General features: G+C 65.0%; 18 protein-coding genes. 12 read left to right on the forward strand and 6 right to left on the reverse strand.

The genetic code is table 11. The annotated features are described in order from the left end of the window. Positions 1-7 precede the first annotated feature (7 nt). From ACTIFE_RS06950 to ACTIFE_RS06970, 5 genes are read left to right on the forward strand one after another with little or no spacing between them, the layout of a single operon-like run. A complete protein-coding gene (locus tag ACTIFE_RS06950) occupies positions 8-967 on the forward strand; it encodes an ABC transporter permease (protein ID WP_439528433.1) in 960 nt (319 codons plus the stop codon). Then, positions 967-1,806: an ABC transporter permease gene (locus ACTIFE_RS06955; protein WP_439528434.1), complete on the forward strand. Its 840-nt coding sequence runs from the start codon at positions 967-969 to the stop codon at positions 1,804-1,806. The genes ACTIFE_RS06950 and ACTIFE_RS06955 overlap by 1 nt, the downstream gene beginning before the upstream one ends. Next, the gene (locus ACTIFE_RS06960) at positions 1,803-3,545 is read left to right on the forward strand and encodes an ABC transporter ATP-binding protein (RefSeq protein WP_439528435.1); all 1,743 of its coding nucleotides are present in this window, start codon (positions 1,803-1,805) and stop codon (positions 3,543-3,545) included. Before ACTIFE_RS06955 ends, ACTIFE_RS06960 begins: the two co-directional genes overlap by 4 nt. A 21-nt stretch (positions 3,546-3,566) precedes the next feature. Continuing rightward, entirely contained in the window at positions 3,567-4,592 is a 1,026-nt protein-coding gene (locus ACTIFE_RS06965) for a serine hydrolase domain-containing protein (protein WP_439528436.1), read from the forward strand. After that, positions 4,592-5,731, forward strand: a complete 1,140-nt coding sequence (locus ACTIFE_RS06970) for an anhydro-N-acetylmuramic acid kinase (protein ID WP_439528437.1) — start codon at positions 4,592-4,594, stop codon at positions 5,729-5,731. Before ACTIFE_RS06965 ends, ACTIFE_RS06970 begins: the two co-directional genes overlap by 1 nt. 248 nt (positions 5,732-5,979) lie before the next feature. Here the strand turns inward: ACTIFE_RS06970 and ACTIFE_RS06975 are convergent, their stop codons facing one another. Further along, a complete protein-coding gene (locus tag ACTIFE_RS06975) occupies positions 5,980-6,399 on the reverse strand; it encodes a GNAT family N-acetyltransferase (protein ID WP_439528438.1) in 420 nt (139 codons plus the stop codon). A gap of 222 nt (positions 6,400-6,621) precedes the next feature. Between ACTIFE_RS06975 and ACTIFE_RS06980 the strand changes: the two genes are divergently transcribed. From ACTIFE_RS06980 to ACTIFE_RS07000, 5 genes are all read left to right on the forward strand, one after another. Next, a complete protein-coding gene (locus tag ACTIFE_RS06980; protein ID WP_439528439.1) occupies positions 6,622-7,410 on the forward strand; it encodes a siderophore-interacting protein in 789 nt (262 codons plus the stop codon). Positions 7,411-7,591: 181 nt separating this feature from the next. Beyond that, entirely contained in the window at positions 7,592-8,038 is a 447-nt protein-coding gene (locus tag ACTIFE_RS06985) for a DUF2147 domain-containing protein (protein ID WP_439528440.1), read from the forward strand. A 331-nt stretch (positions 8,039-8,369) separates the two neighbouring features. After that, positions 8,370-8,579, forward strand: a complete 210-nt coding sequence (locus ACTIFE_RS06990) for a cold-shock protein (RefSeq protein ID WP_439528441.1) — start codon at positions 8,370-8,372, stop codon at positions 8,577-8,579. 131 nt (positions 8,580-8,710) lie between these two features. Further along, entirely contained in the window at positions 8,711-8,935 is a 225-nt protein-coding gene (locus ACTIFE_RS06995; protein WP_439528494.1) for a hypothetical protein, read from the forward strand. 141 nt (positions 8,936-9,076) lie between these two features. Then, entirely contained in the window at positions 9,077-9,457 is a 381-nt protein-coding gene (locus ACTIFE_RS07000; RefSeq protein ID WP_439528442.1) for a DUF6481 family protein, read from the forward strand. Positions 9,458-10,074: 617 nt separating this feature from the next. Here ACTIFE_RS07000 and ACTIFE_RS07005 read toward each other — a convergent pair. Beyond that, on the reverse strand, positions 10,075-10,788 hold the full coding sequence (locus ACTIFE_RS07005) for a glutathione binding-like protein (RefSeq protein ID WP_439528443.1): 714 nt from the start codon (positions 10,786-10,788) through the stop codon (positions 10,075-10,077). A 117-nt stretch (positions 10,789-10,905) separates the two neighbouring features. Further along, positions 10,906-11,373 carry a GNAT family N-acetyltransferase gene (locus ACTIFE_RS07010; RefSeq protein ID WP_439528444.1) on the reverse strand — a complete coding sequence of 156 codons (468 nt, stop codon included), beginning with the start codon at positions 11,371-11,373 and terminating at the stop codon, positions 10,906-10,908. 211 nt (positions 11,374-11,584) lie between these two features. On the opposite strand from ACTIFE_RS07010, the gene ACTIFE_RS07015 reads away from it, so the two are divergent. Next, the gene (locus ACTIFE_RS07015; RefSeq protein ID WP_439528445.1) at positions 11,585-11,791 is read left to right on the forward strand and encodes a ParD-like family protein; all 207 of its coding nucleotides are present in this window, start codon (positions 11,585-11,587) and stop codon (positions 11,789-11,791) included. A 1-nt stretch (position 11,792) separates the two neighbouring features. After that, positions 11,793-12,560, forward strand: a complete 768-nt coding sequence (map, locus tag ACTIFE_RS07020) for a type I methionyl aminopeptidase (RefSeq protein ID WP_439528446.1) — start codon at positions 11,793-11,795, stop codon at positions 12,558-12,560. Between the two features lie 83 nt (positions 12,561-12,643). Here map and gatB read toward each other — a convergent pair whose 3' ends face one another. The 3 genes from gatB to ACTIFE_RS07035 form a co-directional block, all read right to left on the reverse strand. Continuing rightward, positions 12,644-14,125, reverse strand: coding sequence for an Asp-tRNA(Asn)/Glu-tRNA(Gln) amidotransferase subunit GatB (gene gatB / locus ACTIFE_RS07025; protein WP_439528447.1), 1,482 nt, complete (start codon positions 14,123-14,125; stop codon positions 12,644-12,646). A 194-nt stretch (positions 14,126-14,319) separates the two neighbouring features. Continuing rightward, entirely contained in the window at positions 14,320-14,622 is a 303-nt protein-coding gene (locus tag ACTIFE_RS07030; protein ID WP_439528448.1) for an EscU/YscU/HrcU family type III secretion system export apparatus switch protein, read from the reverse strand. Then, on the reverse strand, positions 14,619-17,195 hold the full coding sequence (locus ACTIFE_RS07035; RefSeq protein ID WP_439528449.1) for a flagellar hook-length control protein FliK: 2,577 nt from the start codon (positions 17,193-17,195) through the stop codon (positions 14,619-14,621). Before ACTIFE_RS07035 ends, ACTIFE_RS07030 begins: the two co-directional genes overlap by 4 nt. Between the last annotated feature and the right edge of the window lie 83 nt (positions 17,196-17,278).

Raw genomic sequence — 17,278 nt, forward strand, 5'->3', positions numbered from 1 at the left:
ACAGTCCATGAACTACCTGACCCGAAGGCTCCTGACCTTCCCCCTGGTGATGTTCGGGGTCTCCGTCCTCGTCTTCGTCGCGATCCGTCTCGTGCCGGGCGATGCCATTACGGCCATGCTCGGCACGGAAGCCGGCCTGCTCACGCCCGAACAACGGGCAGCGCTTGCCAGTTACTTTGGCCTCGACCAGAGCTGGTGGTTCCAATATGGCCGGTGGATCACTGGCGCCCTGACCGGTGATCTGGGCATTTCCACCACCTACGGCAAACCGGTGCTTCAGGTCATTCTCGACCGGTTCCCACTGACCCTTCAGCTTGCCCTGATGGCGATGGCAATCGCCCTGTCGACGGGCCTGCCGCTTGGCGTCTTTGCCGCCACCCGCAACGGCAAGGCAGCAGATCTCGGCGTGCGCGTGCTGGCCATGGTCGGCCAGTCGACCCCCAGCTTCGTCGTCGGTCTGCTTCTGATCTACATCCTGTCGGTCGGCTTCGGCATTCTGCCGGCCATGGGCCAGTTCGTGCCGCTGTGGCAGGATCCGCTCGCCAATATGGGCCAGATGATCCTGCCAGCCATCACCTTGGGCTTTGCCTTTACCGCCTCGGTCACCCGGATCTCGCGCTCGGCCATGCTGGACGTCCTGTCGGATGATTATGTTCGCACTGCAAGGGCCAAGGGCGCCCCGGCGCGCCGTGTTATATGGCGCCATGCCCTGCCCAATGCCCTGATCCCGGTCGTAACCCTGAGCGGTGTCGAGTTCGGCTATCTGCTCGGCGGCGCGGTGCTTGTGGAACAGATCTTCGCCCTGCCCGGCCTTGGCCGCCTGGTGCTCGAGGCGATCCTGCAGCGCGACTATGCGCTGGTTCAAGGTTCGATCCTCTTCATTGCGGTCAACTTCCTTATCGTCAATCTGCTCGTCGATCTCGCCTATGTGGCGCTCGACCCGCGCATCCGCCTCGGGGGCAATTGATGTCACTCGTCAAGGCGCTGCTGCGCCACCCCAGTGGCCGCATCGGCGGCTGCATTATCCTTGTGTTTCTGGTCGCCGCCATTCTGGGACAACTCGGTCTGACGCCGCATGATCCGCTGAAGCAGATGCGACTCGACCGTCTCAAGCCGCCGAGCCTCACCTATGTCATGGGCACGGACCTGTTCGGCCGCGATGTCGCCAGCCGGCTGATGCTCGCCATCGGCCAGTCCTTCATCGTCGGCTTCCTCGCGGTCGGTATCGCCGCGACGCTGGGCACCGTGCTCGGCCTCACCGCCGCCTGGTTTGGCCGCCTGTGGGATGGGGTGGTGATGCGCTCGATGGATGTGCTCCTCGCATTCCCGGCGATCCTGCTCGCGCTTCTCATCATCGCCGTCGCCGGCCCCGGCACCTGGACCAGCGTCACCGCCATCGCCATCGTCTACACGCCGATCTTCACCCGCGTGGTGCGCGGTCCGGCGCTGTCCATCAAGACGCGCGAGTTCGTCGACGCCGCCCGCACCTTCGGCTCCAGCCGCCGCTACATCCTGACCCGCCACCTGATGCTGAACCTGGTCGCTCCCCTGACCGTGCAGGTCACGTTGGCGCTGGCCTGGTCGCTTCTGACCGAGGCGGGCCTCAGCTTCCTCGGCCTTGGCACCCAGCCGCCAGCCGCTTCGCTCGGGCTGATGCTGGCCGATGCCCGCAACCTCATGGAAATGGCGCCCTGGCTACTCATCTTCCCGGGCCTCACCATCATGATCGGCATTCTCGGCTTCAATCTCACCGGCGACGCCCTGCGCGACATTCTCGATCCCAAGACCCGGAGGGCCATGGCATGACCTCGCTGCTCCGCGTCTCGAACCTGCGCGTCGCCTTTGGCAAGCCGCCGGTCCAGAAGGAAATCGTCCACGGGGTCAGCTTCGACATCCCGGCCGGCCAGACCCTGGCCATCGTCGGTGAAAGCGGCTCAGGCAAGTCCGTGACTGCACTCTCCGTCAACCGGCTCGTCGACTACGGCGGCGGCCGCATCACCTCCGGCGAGATCCTCTACACCCGTGCGGACGGGTCAGTGCTTGATCTGGTGACGGCTCCGGAGACCACACTGGAGAGGATCCGCGGCGCCGAGATCAGCATGATCTTCCAGGAACCGATGACCTCGCTCAACCCGGTCCTGACCATCGGCACGCAGGTGGAAGAGGCCTTCCGCCTGCACCGGGGCCTCACGGGTGCGCAGGCTCGAAAGGCGGCGAAGGACGCGCTTGACCGGGTGCGGATTTCAGATGCCGAGCGGCGGCTTTCCTACTGCCCGCACCAGTTCTCCGGCGGCATGCTGCAGCGGGTGATGATCGCGATGGCGCTCGCCTGCAATCCGCGCCTGCTCATCGCCGACGAGCCGACTACGGCGCTGGATGTCACGGTCCAGGCCCAGATCATGGCGCTCTTGGCAGAGCTGAAACGCGAGACCGGCATGGGCATGATCTTCATCACCCATGACCTTGGTCTTGTTGCCGGAATTGCCGATCAGGTGCTCGTCATGCAGGGCGGCACGGCGGTCGAACAGGGGCCGCTCGACGCGGTTCTCGACAACCCGCAGCATCCCTACACCCGCCATCTGCTTAGCGCCGTGCCGCATTTCACCTCCGGCAGGTCGGTCCGCACGGATCATGAGCGCAGCGCCACGGTGGCCAAACCGGTTCCCGCGCTGAATGTGCAGGATCTCGTGGTGCGCTTCCCGATGCGCGGCGGCTTCCTGAAGCCCTCGCCCGGCGCGGTCCATGCCGTCGACGGCGTCGATTTCGACCTGATGCCCGGCGAGACACTGGCGGTGGTCGGCGAAAGCGGTTGCGGCAAGTCCACGACCGCCCGCGCGATCCTCGGTCTGGTGCAGCCGACCCGGGGCGCCCTGGCGGTCCACGGCAAGGACGGCACCGCTGGCCATGTGGTGCAGATGGTGTTCCAGAACCCCTATGCTTCGCTCAATCCGCGTCTCAGCATCGAGAGCATTCTGGCCGAACCCGTCACCGCAGCCGGTCACCGGGTCGATGCGGCCGTGCGCCAGCGCATGGCCATGCTGCTCGACCGGGTCGGCCTGCCGCAGGACAGTCTCAAGCGCTATCCGCATGAATTCTCCGGCGGCCAACGCCAGCGCCTGTGCATTGCCCGAGCCCTGATGCTGAACCCGTCCGTCGTCGTCCTTGACGAAGCCGTCTCGGCGCTGGACGTGTCCGTTCAGGCCAAGGTTCTGGAATTGCTTGTTGATCTGCAGCGCGAGTTCGGCCTCTCCTATCTCTTCGTTTCCCATGACATGGCCGTGGTCGAACGCATTGCGCACCGGGTGGCCGTGCTCTATGCGGGACAGGTGGTGGAAATCGGCCGGGCGGCGGACGTGCTGGGCACACCCCGCCACTCCTACACCCGCCGCCTGATCGACGCGGTGCCGTACATCGACCGGCGCCGGCTGGACTATGCGCTCGACACGCGGCAGGTGCCCTCGCTGGTCCGGCCACGCGGCTTCGAGCCGTCGCCCGCCGCCTGGGTCAGCCATGGCCCGGATCATCTGTCCAGAACCGAAGCCTGAGCCACTGGAGGTCCTTGCACCATGACTAAGACGGTCAACCTCCCGGACCTGTTTGAAAGCGCCGTCCAGCCCGTTGAAGAGGCCGTCCGGAGTGGCCGCATTCCGGGCGCGGTGCTGGGCGTCGTGGATGCGGATGGCACCCGGCTGACCCGCGCCATCGGCAAGGCGCAGGTGATCCCGTCAGCCCGGCCGATGACCACCGAGACCTGGTTTGATCTCGCCTCGCTGACCAAGGTGATCTTCACGACGCGGCGGATCCTGGAACTGGCGGAGGCCGGCGAGATCGATCTGGACGCGCCGCTGACCACGCTGCTGCCGGACCTGTGTCAGTACGACATGACCGCTTGGCAGCGGAAAGTGACGTTCCGCCAATGCCTTGGACATCAGACACCGTTTCCGGCCGTCGAACCGGTCTACACCTACGGCTCCGATCCGGCACGCCTGCGCGCCTACGTGCTGCAGCGGGACTGGCGCGCCGGACCGCCGGTCTATTCGGACATCAACTTCATCCTGCTCGGCATCGTGCTGGAACGGCTGGCGGGCGCGCGCATCCGCGAACTCGACCCCGGTCCGGGCTTTGCCTGGTCCGCGCCGGAGGCCGCCTCTGCGGCAACCGAATACTGCCACTGGCGTGAGCGTTTCCTCGTCGGCGAGGTGCATGACGAGAACTGCTCCGCCCTGCAAGGGGCTGGCCACGCAGGGCTTTTCGGCACGGTCGATGCGGTGCTCGGCTTCGCCCACGACCGGCTTGCCGGCGACAAGACCGGCGATCCGGTCACCCGACTGATGCGTCAGCCCCTGTCGCCCACCCGCACCCACGGCTGGGAGCGGCCCTATCCGGGCTGGTCCGGCGGCGACAGGGCCAACGCCAGCGTCATCGGCCACACCGGCTTCACCGGCACCGGGCTTTGGATCGATTTTCTCACCGGCCGGGCCGTCACCCTGCTCACCAACCGGGTTCACCCCTCACGTCATTTCGACAGCGGAATCATGGCCTTGCGCCGCGCTGTCGGTGATCGTTTCTTTTGCAACGAGGAGCAGTCCTGATGCTCGACCAACCGCAATGGGCCGTGGGCCTGATGACCGGCACCGTGCTGGATGGCAACATTGACGTGGCACTGTTGAAGACCAATGGCGAGACCATCGAAGCCTTCGGCGCCTACACGCTGAGCCCTTACCCGGACAGCACCCGCCGGCTGCTTGAACGGACGCTGGACGAGGCGCGGGCGTGGAATTTCGAGGGGCCGGAACCGGCCATCTTCCGCGAGGCGGAGGAGGTCCTGACCCGGGCCCAGTCGGCGGCCGTACGCGCGCTAGTCGAAGCCAACGGCTTGAGCATGCAGGACATTTCTGCTGTCGGCTTCCACGGCCAGACCGTGCTGCACCGCGCGCCGCAGGCCGGACGGATCGGCGCGACGCGCCAGCTTGGCGACGGTCACCTGATGGCCGATCTCCTGGGCACGCGGGTGGTCTATGACTTCCGCAGCGCCGATGTCGCTGCCGGTGGCCAGGGCGCGCCGCTGTCGGCCGGCTACCATGCCGCGTTGCTCAAGGATCTGGGGTCGGACGGGACGACGGCGGTGCTCAATCTGGGCGGCGTTGCCAATGTCACCTGGAGCGACGGCAAGGGCCAGGTGGTGGCCTTCGACACCGGTCCGGCCAATGCGCCGCTCAATGATTTCATCCGCCAGCATGGCCTGGGCGAGATGGACCGGGACGGGCTGATCGCCCGCTCAGGCAAGGTCGACGAGGCGCGGCTGGCAAAGCTCCTGACCCATCCCTACATGACCGCGCCCTACCCGAAGTCCTTGGATCGCTTCGACTTTACCGCTGCGATGGCCGACGGGCTGACGATCGAGAATGGGGCGGCGACGCTTGCCGCCTTCACGGCGGCAGCGGTCGGCAAGGCGCTGGATCTCCTGCCGGTGCGCCCGGAAAAACTCATCGTCTGCGGTGGCGGCCGGCGCAATCCGGTGATCATGGAACGCCTGGCCGAGCGCGCCGGCGTCACGGCAGTCCCGGCCGAAACCGTCGGCTGGCGCGGCGACGCCATCGAGGCGGAATGCTTCGCCTTCCTTGCCCTGCGCACCCTGCGCGGCCTGCCGATCAGCTTCCCCACCACCACCGGCGTCCCCGCCCCCATGCCCGGCGGCCGCATCGCGGAGCCGAAGCCTCTGGCGGCGTGAAGGTTGGTCAAGACCTGAAGCGTTGTTGTCCCCCTCCCACTTGTGGGGAGGGGTCAGGGGTGGGGGTATCCACCTGAAAACAAAGAAAATTCCTGCTGCATCTGGTTGCGGATGGTACCCTGACGATCATCGATATGGGCTGGGAGCCCCCCACCCCTCTCCCCTCCCCACGAGGGGGAGGGGCGCTGAGAGGCCGTGCCAAATCCACGCACTGTTGCCACACAGGTCGTGCCGTTTCCCGCCACCGATCACAGGGTCTTCTGCAGGAAGAGACGGCGGCGACCGGGCGGGAAGTCGGGCAATTCGCCAAAGATCTCATAGCCTTGCCGCCGGTATGCTGTCTCGGCGGCCGGGTTGAAGGTATCGATGAAGGCACCATGGCAGCCGCGCCGGCGGGCCTCGTCCTCGGCGGCGGTGAGCATTTTCGCCGCCATCTGCTGGCCGCGCAGGTCTGGCGCGACGAACAGCCACTGCACGTACAGCCAGCCCCAGGCGGTGTAACCGGACACCCCGGCCTTCAGGGCTCCCGCCTCATCCCGCACCAGCACCACGACCGGACGGCGGCCGGACGGGCCGACATCGGCGTCGTTGAAGGCGGTGAGTTCACGGCCGATGGCCTCGACATCCGCCGGATCGGCGCTGTCGGTGACGGTCAGGGAAAGGGTCATTTCAGGGCAGTCCGGGAGGGTCAGGCGCCACCGGAACGGCACGCGCCAACTTGCGCCAAAACCATGCCAAAACGCGGCGATTCTGTCGCCCTTTTCCGACAAAGGGTGACACTCGATTTGATACAGGTTGCGACGGTCGCCGGGCTTGTCGGCAGACAATTTCTTGAGTAGAAAACTCATAATATTTTCCGACCCATGCCCCGTCAAAGGACCTCCCTCCCGATGCTCGACACGCCCACTGCAACTCCGGTCACAACTCCGGCCCCTACACCATCCGGAGAGCCGGTCCTCGAACGCCACCGCCACGAGCTGCGCCGCCGTGTCCTGACCGTCTCGGCCGTCGAGCGGCTGACACCGAACATGCTGCGCCTGACCCTGACCGGTCCGGACATGGCGGACTTCGTCTCCCTGTCGCCGGGCGACCACGTCAAGATCTTCGTGCCGGACGGCACCGGCGGCGAGGCCATGCGCGACTACACCCCGCGCCGCTACGACACGGCCCGGCAGGAGCTGGTGCTGGACTTCGCCCTGCATGAGGCAGGCCCGGCAACCGTATGGGCGCTGTCGGTGAAGGTGGGCGATGAGGCAAGGATCGGCGGGCCGCGCGGCTCGCTGGTCATTTCCGGGCCGATCCGCCACTGGCTGCTGATCGGCGATGAGACCGCCCTGCCCTCGATCGGCCGCCGCATCGAGGAAATGGCCGCCGGCACCAAGGTAACCAGCCTCGTCGCCGTGCCCTCGGCTGCCGACGAACAGCCGCTGGAGACGGCCGCAGACCACACCGCCCTGTGGATCCACCGCGGCGATCCGACCGACCCGGCCCCGTTCCTGGAGCGGCTGAAAGCGATGCACCTGCCGGAGGCGACCTTCGTCTGGATTGCCGCCGAGGCCGGCGTCGCCCGGGCGGTGCGCGACCATTTCCTGATCAGCCGCGCCCATCCCACCGCCTGGCTCCGCGCCGCCGGCTACTGGGCCGCCGGCGAAGCGGACGGACAGGCGAAGGACTTGTAAGGAGAGGTGGACGGGACACAACGGGTCTGGCCCCCGCCTGCGCCAACGGGTGGCATCTCCAACGTCAGGCCCGAAAGCGCAAACTGTCGACCTTCCCTAGCGTCACGACTTTTCAGCCGAAATCAAACGGCGTAGCCTTCCGTTTGCGTTAAGGGAAAGAACCCTTTCGGGAGGAGACGACATGACACGATCCAATCAGGCGGCCAGGCGCAGCCTTGGCCTTGCCTTTCTGTTTGCAGCCGGCCTTGCAGTGAGCCTTCCGGCCTCGCCAGTGATGGCGGCAGATGCCAAAGGGGAATGGGCGCGGCCGAGCGGAACATCGCGCATCAAGATGGCGCCTTGCGGCGATGCCATCTGCGGCACGCTGGTCTGGCTGAAGGACCCGCGCAACGACGACAAGAACCCGGACGCCTCCAAGCGCGCACGCCCCCTGCTGGGCAGCCAGACGGTGCTCGGCATGAAGCCGACAGGCAAGGCCGGCCAGTGGAAGGGCAAGGTCTACAACGCCGAGGATGGCGAAACCTACACGGGCTTCATCCAGATGGACGGCAACGACAAGATGAAGCTTGAAGGCTGCGTCATGGGCGGGCTGCTCTGCAAGGGCGAGACCTGGACCCGGGTGAAATAAAACCCGGCAACCAAAAGGTCAGGCCGGCACCTGGGTGCCGACCTGACCGACGAAAGCATGCGAGCGGCAAAATATCTCGAAAAAATTTGGCTCTAACCGTAAATATTGCTCCATTTATTCTTGAAATCATAGAAAGTATGGCGATAGTGAAAACGGCAGGTTGACAAAAGAGATATCTGTCTCTATCTTTGCGTCATCGATATTTGTTTGCCGGGCTTTAGTTTCTACGCGATTGGCACCGCGTTCCAAACGTACCTCCCTTTCAAAATCGCTACCTCACTCCGTATCGCATCTGCGGTATGGCCTCCACACTGCTATGAAAGGGTTTATCATGACCACTGGCACCGTAAAATGGTTCAACTCCACCAAAGGCTTCGGCTTCATTCAGCCTGACGATGGCGGTCCGGATGCATTCGTGCATATCTCGGCTGTCGAACGCGCCGGAATGCGCGAAATCATCGAAGGCCAGAAGGTTAGCTACGACATGGAGCGCGACAACAAGTCGGGCAAGATGTCGGCCTGCAATATCCAGGCTGCCTAATCAGGGATCTGCTTTCCTTTGACCACGGATGTACTGGCACTGTTGAAAGCATGACACCATTAAAGGTCAGGCCATTCGCCTGGCCTTTTTTATTGTCCTTCGCCGCACCATGCCGTTTGAAAGGGATCATCATGACCGAAAAGCAAAGCAAGCTTCGCCAGCAGGCCGAGATCGCCTTCGCCAAAGCCCAGACCGGCGCGCGCGCCAAAAGCCGTGCCGTCGAAGAAATCGACCTTATCGTCCAGGCTCGCAATGAGAAGACGATGGAGCTCAAGAAGGCCCGCATGGCCAAGGAAACGGAAGACCGCGCGATGGCTGCTCTCGCACCCGCGCCGAAGAAATCCCTGAAGTCCTGACCCTTCGACCTTAGATCACGGCGGCCGGATGCCTTCTGCATCCCGCCTTGATATCGCCCAGGCGCCCATGGCGCAGAACCCGGGCCAGATGCGTCAGGCGCGTCAAGCTCCGGGGTGAACCACTTGATCCGGATTGTTCCTTTGAAGAAAACCAAAAGCAGCGACTTTTCTGACCGCAGCAGCGCGGCCGCCGACGCAAGACTGAAGCTTGTCGAGGCCCATCGCGCCGCCAGGGAAGCTGCCGAACCGACACGCCTTGCCAAGCAGGCCGAGCGCCTGGCCATCGCCACCGCCCGCGACCAGCGCCGCGCAGAACGTGAACAGGCGAAATCCGACGAACTGGAGCGTGTCCGTGCAGAAGCTGCCGCTGTGCAGGCTGCCGCCGATGCTGCTGCAAGGGAAGAGAGTGAAGCGCGCGAGAAGGCCAACATGGACCGGGCCACGCGTGTAGTCGAAGATGAAGCCGCCCGCAAGGCCGAGCGCGACCGCCGCTACGCCAACCGCAAGGCACGCCAGCGGTAAAAGTCCTGGCGCGTCCCCTTCATCCGGGAACTTTTCTGGCTGGAACCGGCCGAGCTTCGTGCCCTGAACGGTCAGAAAAGCGGCTGAACCCTCTCAAGAGCGTTGACGTTGTGAATGCGTATTGCAGCGTGCCGATTGCGCACCTGTGACGCGTTCATCTACATGACGAGTTGAACGCTCCCTCGCCTCTTTGAGCGAGCTGGCGCAGATGAAGTCAGACACGGGGTAAACTGGGGCTCGGTGCCTATCAGGGCATCCATGGCGACGCCTCGAAGCTCCCCTCCCCTTCGCAGGGAGGGCCTTCGCATATGAAGTCTGGCACATGTTCGATGTAAAGGACTGAGCCAATACAGCTCAACCGTGTCGGAGCCTCTCCGCTCCCCTCCCCCTCGTGGGGAGGGGTTGGGGGTGGGGGGAGCGGACCAAAATCCAGGTTACTTACATTCCTGACCCGCTTTCGTTCAGACGCTTTACGATCAAACGGCTGCCTTGCCCCCCACCCCTCACCCCTCCCCACGAGGGGAGGGGGGCTGAGCCGCTGTGCAAATTGTCTGACCGCATTTGCCATCACCTCCCGGCTCAAGCACCGGGCCGACCTGACCACCCGGACAGATACCTCAGCGGGCCCGCTGGTTGAACAGGACGCCCTGTGCGTCCTTATTGTCAGCCAATTGCAGCTTCTCGCGTTCCTCACGGCCAGCGGCCAGACCGCGCTGGACGGCCGGGCGGGCCTCGAGACGCGCCTTCCACGCCTTCACATTCGGGAATTCCTCAAGATCCATGCCCTGGTTCTGCCAGCCCTGGGCCCAGCCGATGATGGCCATGTCGGCAATGGTGTACTGACCGGCGGCGACATAGTCGCGGCCTTCCAGGCGCTTGTTGAGGACGCCATAAAGACGATGCGTCTCGTTGAGGTAGCGCGTCATGGCATATTCGATCTTTTCCGGCGCATAGATCCGGAAATGATGGTTCTGCCCGAGCATCGGGCCGAAGCCGCCCATCTGCCACATCAGCCATTCCTCGACCTCGACCCGGCCACGCTCGTCTGCGGGATAGAACTGGCCGAACTTGCGGCCGAGATATTGCAGGATCGCCCCGGATTCGAACACCGAGATCGGCGCGCCGTCCGGGCCCTCCGGATCGACGATGGCCGGCATACGGTTGTTCGGGGCAATGGCGAGGAAGTCCGGCTTGAACTGGTCACCCTTGCCGATGTTGACGAGCTTGAGGTCATAGGGCACGCCAAGCTCTTCCAGCAGGATGGAAATCTTCCAGCCGTTCGGCGTCGGCCAGTAGTGCAGTTCGATCGGCTGGGTCTGGGTGACGGTCATGCAAAGGCTTCCTTCCGTTGGCAGGCCCGAGACGGCACCCGCATTCATCGTAAGAGACCGATAAGTTAGGTCACGCCACATCGCCTTTCAAGGCGGGCAGCGTCTGATCCGCCAGCATCAGAGCATCTTCTTGAAACCGAGATGGCTCTGGTCATAGCCCAGCCTTTCATAGAACCGGTGGGCGTCCTTGCGCAATCGGTTGGACGTGAGCTGGACCATGCAGCAGCCATGCGCCCGGGCCAGCGCCTCGGCGTGATGCATCATGCGCGCGCCAATGCCCTGGCTGCGCATGTCGGCGCGGGTGTGGACACTCTCGACCACGGCACGCGGACGACCGCGAAACCCGAGACCGAGGCTGAAAGTCAGTTGATAGGTTGCGACCACGCTGCCGTCGGTCGCATCGAGCACCACGTAGATCGCGGTCTCGGGTGCCGCGAGGATGGCCTCGAAGGCGGTGCGATAGTCGGCCGGATCGTCGCTTTCCGCGCCGACCCGGGCCCCGACCGCCCCCGCATTCATCAGCGCCAGGATCTGCGGCAGGTGATCATGCGTGGCCGGAACAATCGGGAAGCTTTCGTTGAACATGGCAGCACCGGACCAACAGGATGAGAGGCTGTGCAGTTCTCTGGCACAGCACCGCCGGGTTTTCCAGTGGCGCGACGGTGAATGTCGTCACCCGATGCAAACGCGCGGCACAACTGCCCTCCCCGGCTGCAACAGGTTGCCTCCGTTGAGCACACATTGCCATGAATATATGAATCATATATGCTTCGTATATTCACTTCAGGAGCATTCAATGGGAATCGTCAAGATCGGTGAGGACCTGCACGAGGAAATCCGCAGAACCAGCGCCGTGATGTGTCGCTCGATCAACGCGCAGGCAGAATTCTGGATGAAGATCGGAATGCTTGCCGAGGCCAACCCGGCGATGTCGTTCAACGAGATAATCAAGATGCAACTTGCCGCTGCCGACCTGAGTGCTGCTGACACAGAAGCCGCATGACATGGTGAAGACACCGGAGGAACTTGCCCTCATGCGCGTGTCCGGCCGGCTGCTGGCATCCGTGTTCGAAATGCTTGACACCCGGCAACTGGCAGGAATGTCCACCCTGGACGTCAATGATCTGGTCGACGCCTTCATCACGGTCGATCTTGGCGCGCGCCCTGCCAGCAAGGGGCAATATGGCTTTCAATATGCATTAAACTGCTCGCTGAACCACGTTGTCTGCCACGGCATTCCGGATCCCGACGTCATCATCGGCGACGGCGACATCATCAATTTCGACATCACGCTGGAAACGAACGGCTTCATCGCGGATTCGAGCAAGACCTACATTGTCGGCAATGCCTCTCCCGCCGCGCGCCGACTGGTGCGCATTGCGCAGGAAACGATGTGGAGGGGCATTCGCCAGGTCCGCCCCGGTGCTCATGTCGGTGACATCGGATATGCCATCGAAAAGCATGCCAAGAGCAACGGCTGCTCGGTCGTGCGGGACTATTGTGGCCACGGGATCGGCCGGGAGATGCATGAGGAGCCGCAGGTGCTCAACTTCGGACGCCCCGGCACAGGCCCCCTGTTGCAGGAAGGCATGGTCTTCACGGTCGAGCCGATGGTCAACCAGGGAACGCGCAATGTCGAAACCGAAGACGACGGCTGGACTGTTGTAACCAGGGACCGCAAGCTCTCGGCCCAGTTCGAACACACGGTGGCGGTCACCGCAAACGGCGTAGAGGTGCTGACACTGCGCCGGGATGAAAGCCACCTTCGGTAGGCTGCCAGGGAGCTGATCTCACCAGACAAGAAAACGGGAGCCGCAGGCCCCCGTTCACTCTGCAGTTCACCGCAATTCTGGGCTCACTCGATGCCGATCTTGGCTTTCAGCAGGTCGTTGACCGCCTGGGGGTTGGCCTTGCCCTGGCTCGCCTTCATCACCTGGCCGACGAACCAGCCGAGCAGTGTCGGCTTCTCTTTTGCCTGGGCGACCTTGTCCGGGTTGGCGGCGATGATCTCGTCTACGACGGCTTCGATGGCGCCGAGGTCGGTGACCTGCTTCATGCCGCGCGCTTCAACGAGGGCCGCCGGATCGCCGCCTTCTGTCCAGACGATCTCGAACAGATCCTTGGCGATCTTGCCGGAGATGGTGTCGGACTTGATCAGGTCGATGATGCCGCCGAGTTGGTCGGCGGAGACCGGGCTGGTCTCCAGCGTCAGGCCTTCCTTATTCAGGCGGCCGAACAGTTCATTGATGAGCCAGTTTGCCGCCAGTTTGGCATCGCGCCCCCTGGCAACCTTTTCGAAGAAATCGGCCGAGATCTTCTCGGCCACCAGCACGGCGGCGTCATAGGGCGACAGGCCGTAGTCGGCAACGAAGCGGGCCTTCTTGTCGTCCGGCAACTCGGGAAGATGCGCGGCCAGTTCGTCGACGTAATCTTGCGTGAATTCGAGCGGCAAGAGGTCCGGATCGGGGAAGTAACGGTAATCATGCGCCTCTTCCTTTGAGCGCATGGACCTGGTCTCGCCCTTCACCGCGTCATAGAGACGGGTCTCCTGGTCGATGGACCCGCCATCCTCGAGGATCGCGATCTGGCGGCGGGCTTCATACTCGATGGCCTGACCGACAAAGCGGATGGAGTTGACGTTCTTGATCTCGCAGCGCGTGCCGAAGCCTTCGCCCGGACGGCGCACGGAGACGTTGACGTCAGCACGCATGGAGCCCTGGTCCATGTTGCCGTCGCAGGTGCCCAGATAGCGCAGGATGATGCGCAGCTTGGTGAGGTAAGCCTTGGCCTCGTCCGAGGAGCGCAGGTCCGGCTTGGAGACGATCTCCATCAGCGCGACGCCCGAGCGGTTGAGGTCGACGAAGGACATGGTCGGATGCTGGTCATGCAGCGACTTGCCCGCATCCTGCTCCAGATGCAGACGCTCGACGCCGACTTCCACCTGCTCGTCGGGCATGTCGAGGACGATCTTGCCCTCGCCGACGATCGGCTGCTTGAACTGGGAGATCTGGTAGCCCTGCGGCAGGTCCGGATAGAAATAGTTCTTCCGGTCGAACACGGACTTGAGGTTGATCTGGGCTTTCAGGCCGAGGCCGGTGCGGATGGCCTGGGCGACGCATTCCTCGTTGATGACCGGCAGCATGCCCGGCATGGCGGCATCCACGAGACTAACGTTCGAATTGGGGTCATTGCCGAATTCGGTCGAGGCACCGGAGAAGAGCTTGGCGGCGGAGGTGACCTGGGCGTGGACTTCCAAGCCGATCACGACTTCCCAGTCGCCGGTCGCTCCCTTGATGAATTTTTTCGGATCGGGCGTACGTGCCTCGACAATCGTCATCTCGTCTCGAATCCTGTTCACATGCCAATCGGAACTTGCCACTCGGACCTCGCCTGCCGGATTTGGGCCACGGCGAAGGCCTGGCAGGGAGGAGGCCTGCCGGGCGCGATCCTGTTTTGCCTAGACGGGAATTGCCTCCCCCGCAAGGGGGGAAGCGGCGCGGCGACGGATTAGCGCAAGCAGGCCGATGAATGTCAGCCCGGCGGCGGGTTGGGCGAGCGGCCACTGCGCAGGATGAAACCGATCAGGACCGCCACGGCCTGGTAGAGTTCGGCCGGGATTTCCTCGTCCAGTTCCAGTCCGGACAGGGCTTCGGCAAGATAGCTGTCGGCCTCGATCGGCACCCCGGCCTCCCGGGCTGCCGCAACAATGCGTTCGGCCACGGCGCCGCGCCCCTTGGCCGTGACGGTGGGGGCGCCCTGCTTGTCATATTTCAGGGCGATGGCCAGACGGGGTGGCGGCACGGTTCCGGTGGCAGGCGGCAACTTCACACTCATGACAGGGTATCCCGGCGCTGACCCCGGGGCGCCGCCGTCCGCTGAATTTGCAATCCGGCAAGCTCCAGCCCCTGTTCAGCAAACAGTGCGGCCAGCGTGTCCTGCAACGACTGGAAAGCCGCAAGTGTTTCGGCCTGTTCGGCGCGCAGCACGACGGCGATGGACCGCCCGCGCAGGCTGACCGCAGCCTCGACCGGACCGGTTGACGGCAGAGCGAGGGCAAAACGGACGCGCCATTCGGCAGGTCCCGAACCGGCACTGCCCTGGCCGCCGCCCTCCCGGCCAATGCGCAAGCTGAGCAACCGGGTTTCACCGCCAACGAGCAGCGGCAGATCCAGGGCGAGATCGGCGCTCTTGCCGCCAGCGCCGGCAGCGATTGACGCTTCACCTGCCCCGCTCGCCCGGCCACTGCCCTGCTGGCGGACGAGATCCTGCAGCAGCGTATCCTCCAGCGCCTTGCCGAGCCGGGCCAGCGTGCCCTGGGCTTGCGCCTGTTCGCCGGTGCTGCGCGCCAGCTGGGTTGCCTCGCCGGGGGTCAGACGCGCGCCGGCCTGCTGCGGATCAGTCCGGGCAGCCGGGCGGGAGCCCGGGCCTGCGGGAGACGTCACCGCCTCCTGGAGATCGGCGGCAAGACCGGCCAGCGACAGGAAAAGACTGCGCAGACCATCCCCACCGCCCCTGGGCAGGCTGGCCGGCGCGGCACCGCGCGGGGCGACAAAACCGGCCACAGCCTCGACGGCAATCCGCAAGGCCGCCGGGTCACGCGCCAACTCAACCGGCAGGCGAAGGGACCTGAGCGCCTCGGCGAGTGGGCGGGCCTCCGCAGGAAGACTGGGCGCATCCGGTCCATCAAGCAGACCAAGCACCGTCGTCATGGCCTGTTCCAGCCGCGCGCCGGCGGGAAGCGGCGGCATGGCCGCAAGGGGGGCGACGCCCGGTGCCGATCCCGCACCGGGCGTTGCAGCCGTGGGCGGACGCGCGGCGACCGGCGGAGTGCCGGGCAAACCGAACGCTGCGGTGTTGGCGGAGCCAGGCCTAGCTGTCACCGGACCGGTCGGGGATGATGGCTGCAGGGGCGATCCGACGGGCTGTCCGCCGGGTTGTCCACCGGATTGGCCGCCAGTTCCGGGTCCTGCGCCGATTGCCGGAACTGGCAATGCCGGGGGCGTGACAGACGTCAGCCCGCCCGCTGGAACGGTCGGCGTCGCCGGGTTGGCACTGGAGGCAGCACCGGAGGCTGCAAGGGATGTAGCAACGGGCGCCGCACTGTGGGCCACATTGGGGGCCACATTGGGGGCGAGGCCCGACGGGGGTGCGGCAGATGGGTTGCCTTGCGGGGGCAATGCTTGGGCGGATACGGGGGACGGCGGAACAAGCGCTGCACCGCCGGACGCGGGGGCAGCGCTCCCTGTCGCAGGGGATGGAACTGCGGTCTGAGCCGTGACCTGAGCGGCGGAAGGCCCCCCTGTCTGGACTGCCGTGTTGCCCGGCAGTTGCCCGGCGGGATTTCCATTGGCCGGTGTCACGGCGGCGGATGCTGCGGCGGCGGGACTGGACGAAGGCGGTGCGGCGGTGACCGCGCCACCTGTTGCGGCCCCTGGAATGGCCGCCGTCCCAGGCGCCGCAAGGGGCGCGGCAGGCGCGGGCAAGGGCGTGGCCGGGCCGGCCTGCGGGTTGGCCGGCTGGTTGGTCGGCTGGTTGGTCGGAGGAGCCGTGAGCAGGCCAGAGGGTTGATCAGAGGCTTGGCCAGCAGCTAGGCCCGACACAAGGCCAGACGCTGGGCCAGCCACTTGACCTGGTATCTGGCCGGGCGATTGGCTCTGGGCGGTTGTCGGAGACGTCGAGCCGGGCACCGGAACTTGCGGAGCAGATGCTGGGGCCGATGGCGGAAGCGCGGCAGCAGATGCGGCCCCGGTTGCAGGAGGGGCGGCCCCAGGTTTCACGGCACCACCAGGTCCGGTGTCGGATGCCAGGGCGGCAAGGGCGCTCGACAGGCTCTGACGGGCAATCACAGCGGCCTGCGGCGGTACCGCCGCCGGCACGGCAGATGATTGAGGTGGAACAGCTGCCCCTTGCACTGGCGTCACAGCCGGGCCCGAACCGGCGGCACGTCCGGCGACACTGCCTGCCAGAGCATCGCCCGGCAGGCCGGAGGGTTGTCCGCCAGCAGCAAGACCTGAGGCATTCGCAAGGCCTGTTGTGGTGGCCAGAGTGGCTGCATTGGCAGGATTGGCAGGATTGGCAGGATTGAGGGTGCCGCGCGGAAGGGCCGACGCATCAACACTGATCTTCAGCTTCAGCTCGGGTGCGGCCTCTTCGATCTCGATCCGCACAGGGGTTCCCGGCGCAAGCCGCGTGTCACTGGCAACGTCAACCGTGCCACCTGGAATTGCCAGGCGCAGCGCTTCACCAGACCCGGCCTGCGGGCCAGCCGGCGGCAAGGCCTGCAGCACACGTCCGCTGACCACGCTTCCCTTTGGCAGGGCCGCCAGCGCTGATGCGGCGATAGAGGTTGAGGCCGCCGACTGGGAGGCTGTCGTACCAGATGCCGGCGATGTCACGTCCGCTGCCACGCTCCGCCCCTGTCATAAGTGATCCAGTCAAACGACCACGCTTGCCAATTGTTCACTTGCGCTTGATCAGCGTCAAGGAAGCG

The organism is Pannonibacter sp. (genome assembly GCF_051860505.1).
GTDB lineage: Bacteria > Pseudomonadota > Alphaproteobacteria > Rhizobiales > Stappiaceae > Pannonibacter.

Bases quoted from the DNA above. Each gene is read 5' to 3' on its own strand.
- ACTIFE_RS07030 (WP_439528448.1), bottom strand. From the start codon at position 14,622: ATGAGTGTGAAGTTGCCGCCTGCCACCGGAACCGTGCCGCCACCCCGT.
- ACTIFE_RS06955 (WP_439528434.1), top strand. From the start codon at position 967: ATGTCACTCGTCAAGGCGCTGCTGCGCCACCCCAGTGGCCGCATCGGC.
- ACTIFE_RS07015 (WP_439528445.1), top strand. From the start codon at position 11,585: ATGGGAATCGTCAAGATCGGTGAGGACCTGCACGAGGAAATCCGCAGA.
- ACTIFE_RS07010 (WP_439528444.1), bottom strand. From the start codon at position 11,373: ATGTTCAACGAAAGCTTCCCGATTGTTCCGGCCACGCATGATCACCTG.
- ACTIFE_RS06950 (WP_439528433.1), top strand. From the start codon at position 8: ATGAACTACCTGACCCGAAGGCTCCTGACCTTCCCCCTGGTGATGTTC.
- ACTIFE_RS06975 (WP_439528438.1), bottom strand. From the start codon at position 6,399: ATGACCCTTTCCCTGACCGTCACCGACAGCGCCGATCCGGCGGATGTC.
- ACTIFE_RS06995 (WP_439528494.1), top strand. From the start codon at position 8,711: ATGACCGAAAAGCAAAGCAAGCTTCGCCAGCAGGCCGAGATCGCCTTC.
- ACTIFE_RS06990 (WP_439528441.1), top strand. From the start codon at position 8,370: ATGACCACTGGCACCGTAAAATGGTTCAACTCCACCAAAGGCTTCGGC.
- ACTIFE_RS06980 (WP_439528439.1), top strand. From the start codon at position 6,622: ATGCTCGACACGCCCACTGCAACTCCGGTCACAACTCCGGCCCCTACA.
- ACTIFE_RS06985 (WP_439528440.1), top strand. From the start codon at position 7,592: ATGACACGATCCAATCAGGCGGCCAGGCGCAGCCTTGGCCTTGCCTTT.
- map (WP_439528446.1), top strand. From the start codon at position 11,793: ATGGTGAAGACACCGGAGGAACTTGCCCTCATGCGCGTGTCCGGCCGG.
- ACTIFE_RS06960 (WP_439528435.1), top strand. From the start codon at position 1,803: ATGACCTCGCTGCTCCGCGTCTCGAACCTGCGCGTCGCCTTTGGCAAG.
- ACTIFE_RS06965 (WP_439528436.1), top strand. From the start codon at position 3,567: ATGACTAAGACGGTCAACCTCCCGGACCTGTTTGAAAGCGCCGTCCAG.
- ACTIFE_RS07005 (WP_439528443.1), bottom strand. From the start codon at position 10,788: ATGACCGTCACCCAGACCCAGCCGATCGAACTGCACTACTGGCCGACG.
- ACTIFE_RS06970 (WP_439528437.1), top strand. From the start codon at position 4,592: ATGCTCGACCAACCGCAATGGGCCGTGGGCCTGATGACCGGCACCGTG.
- gatB (WP_439528447.1), bottom strand. From the start codon at position 14,125: ATGACGATTGTCGAGGCACGTACGCCCGATCCGAAAAAATTCATCAAG.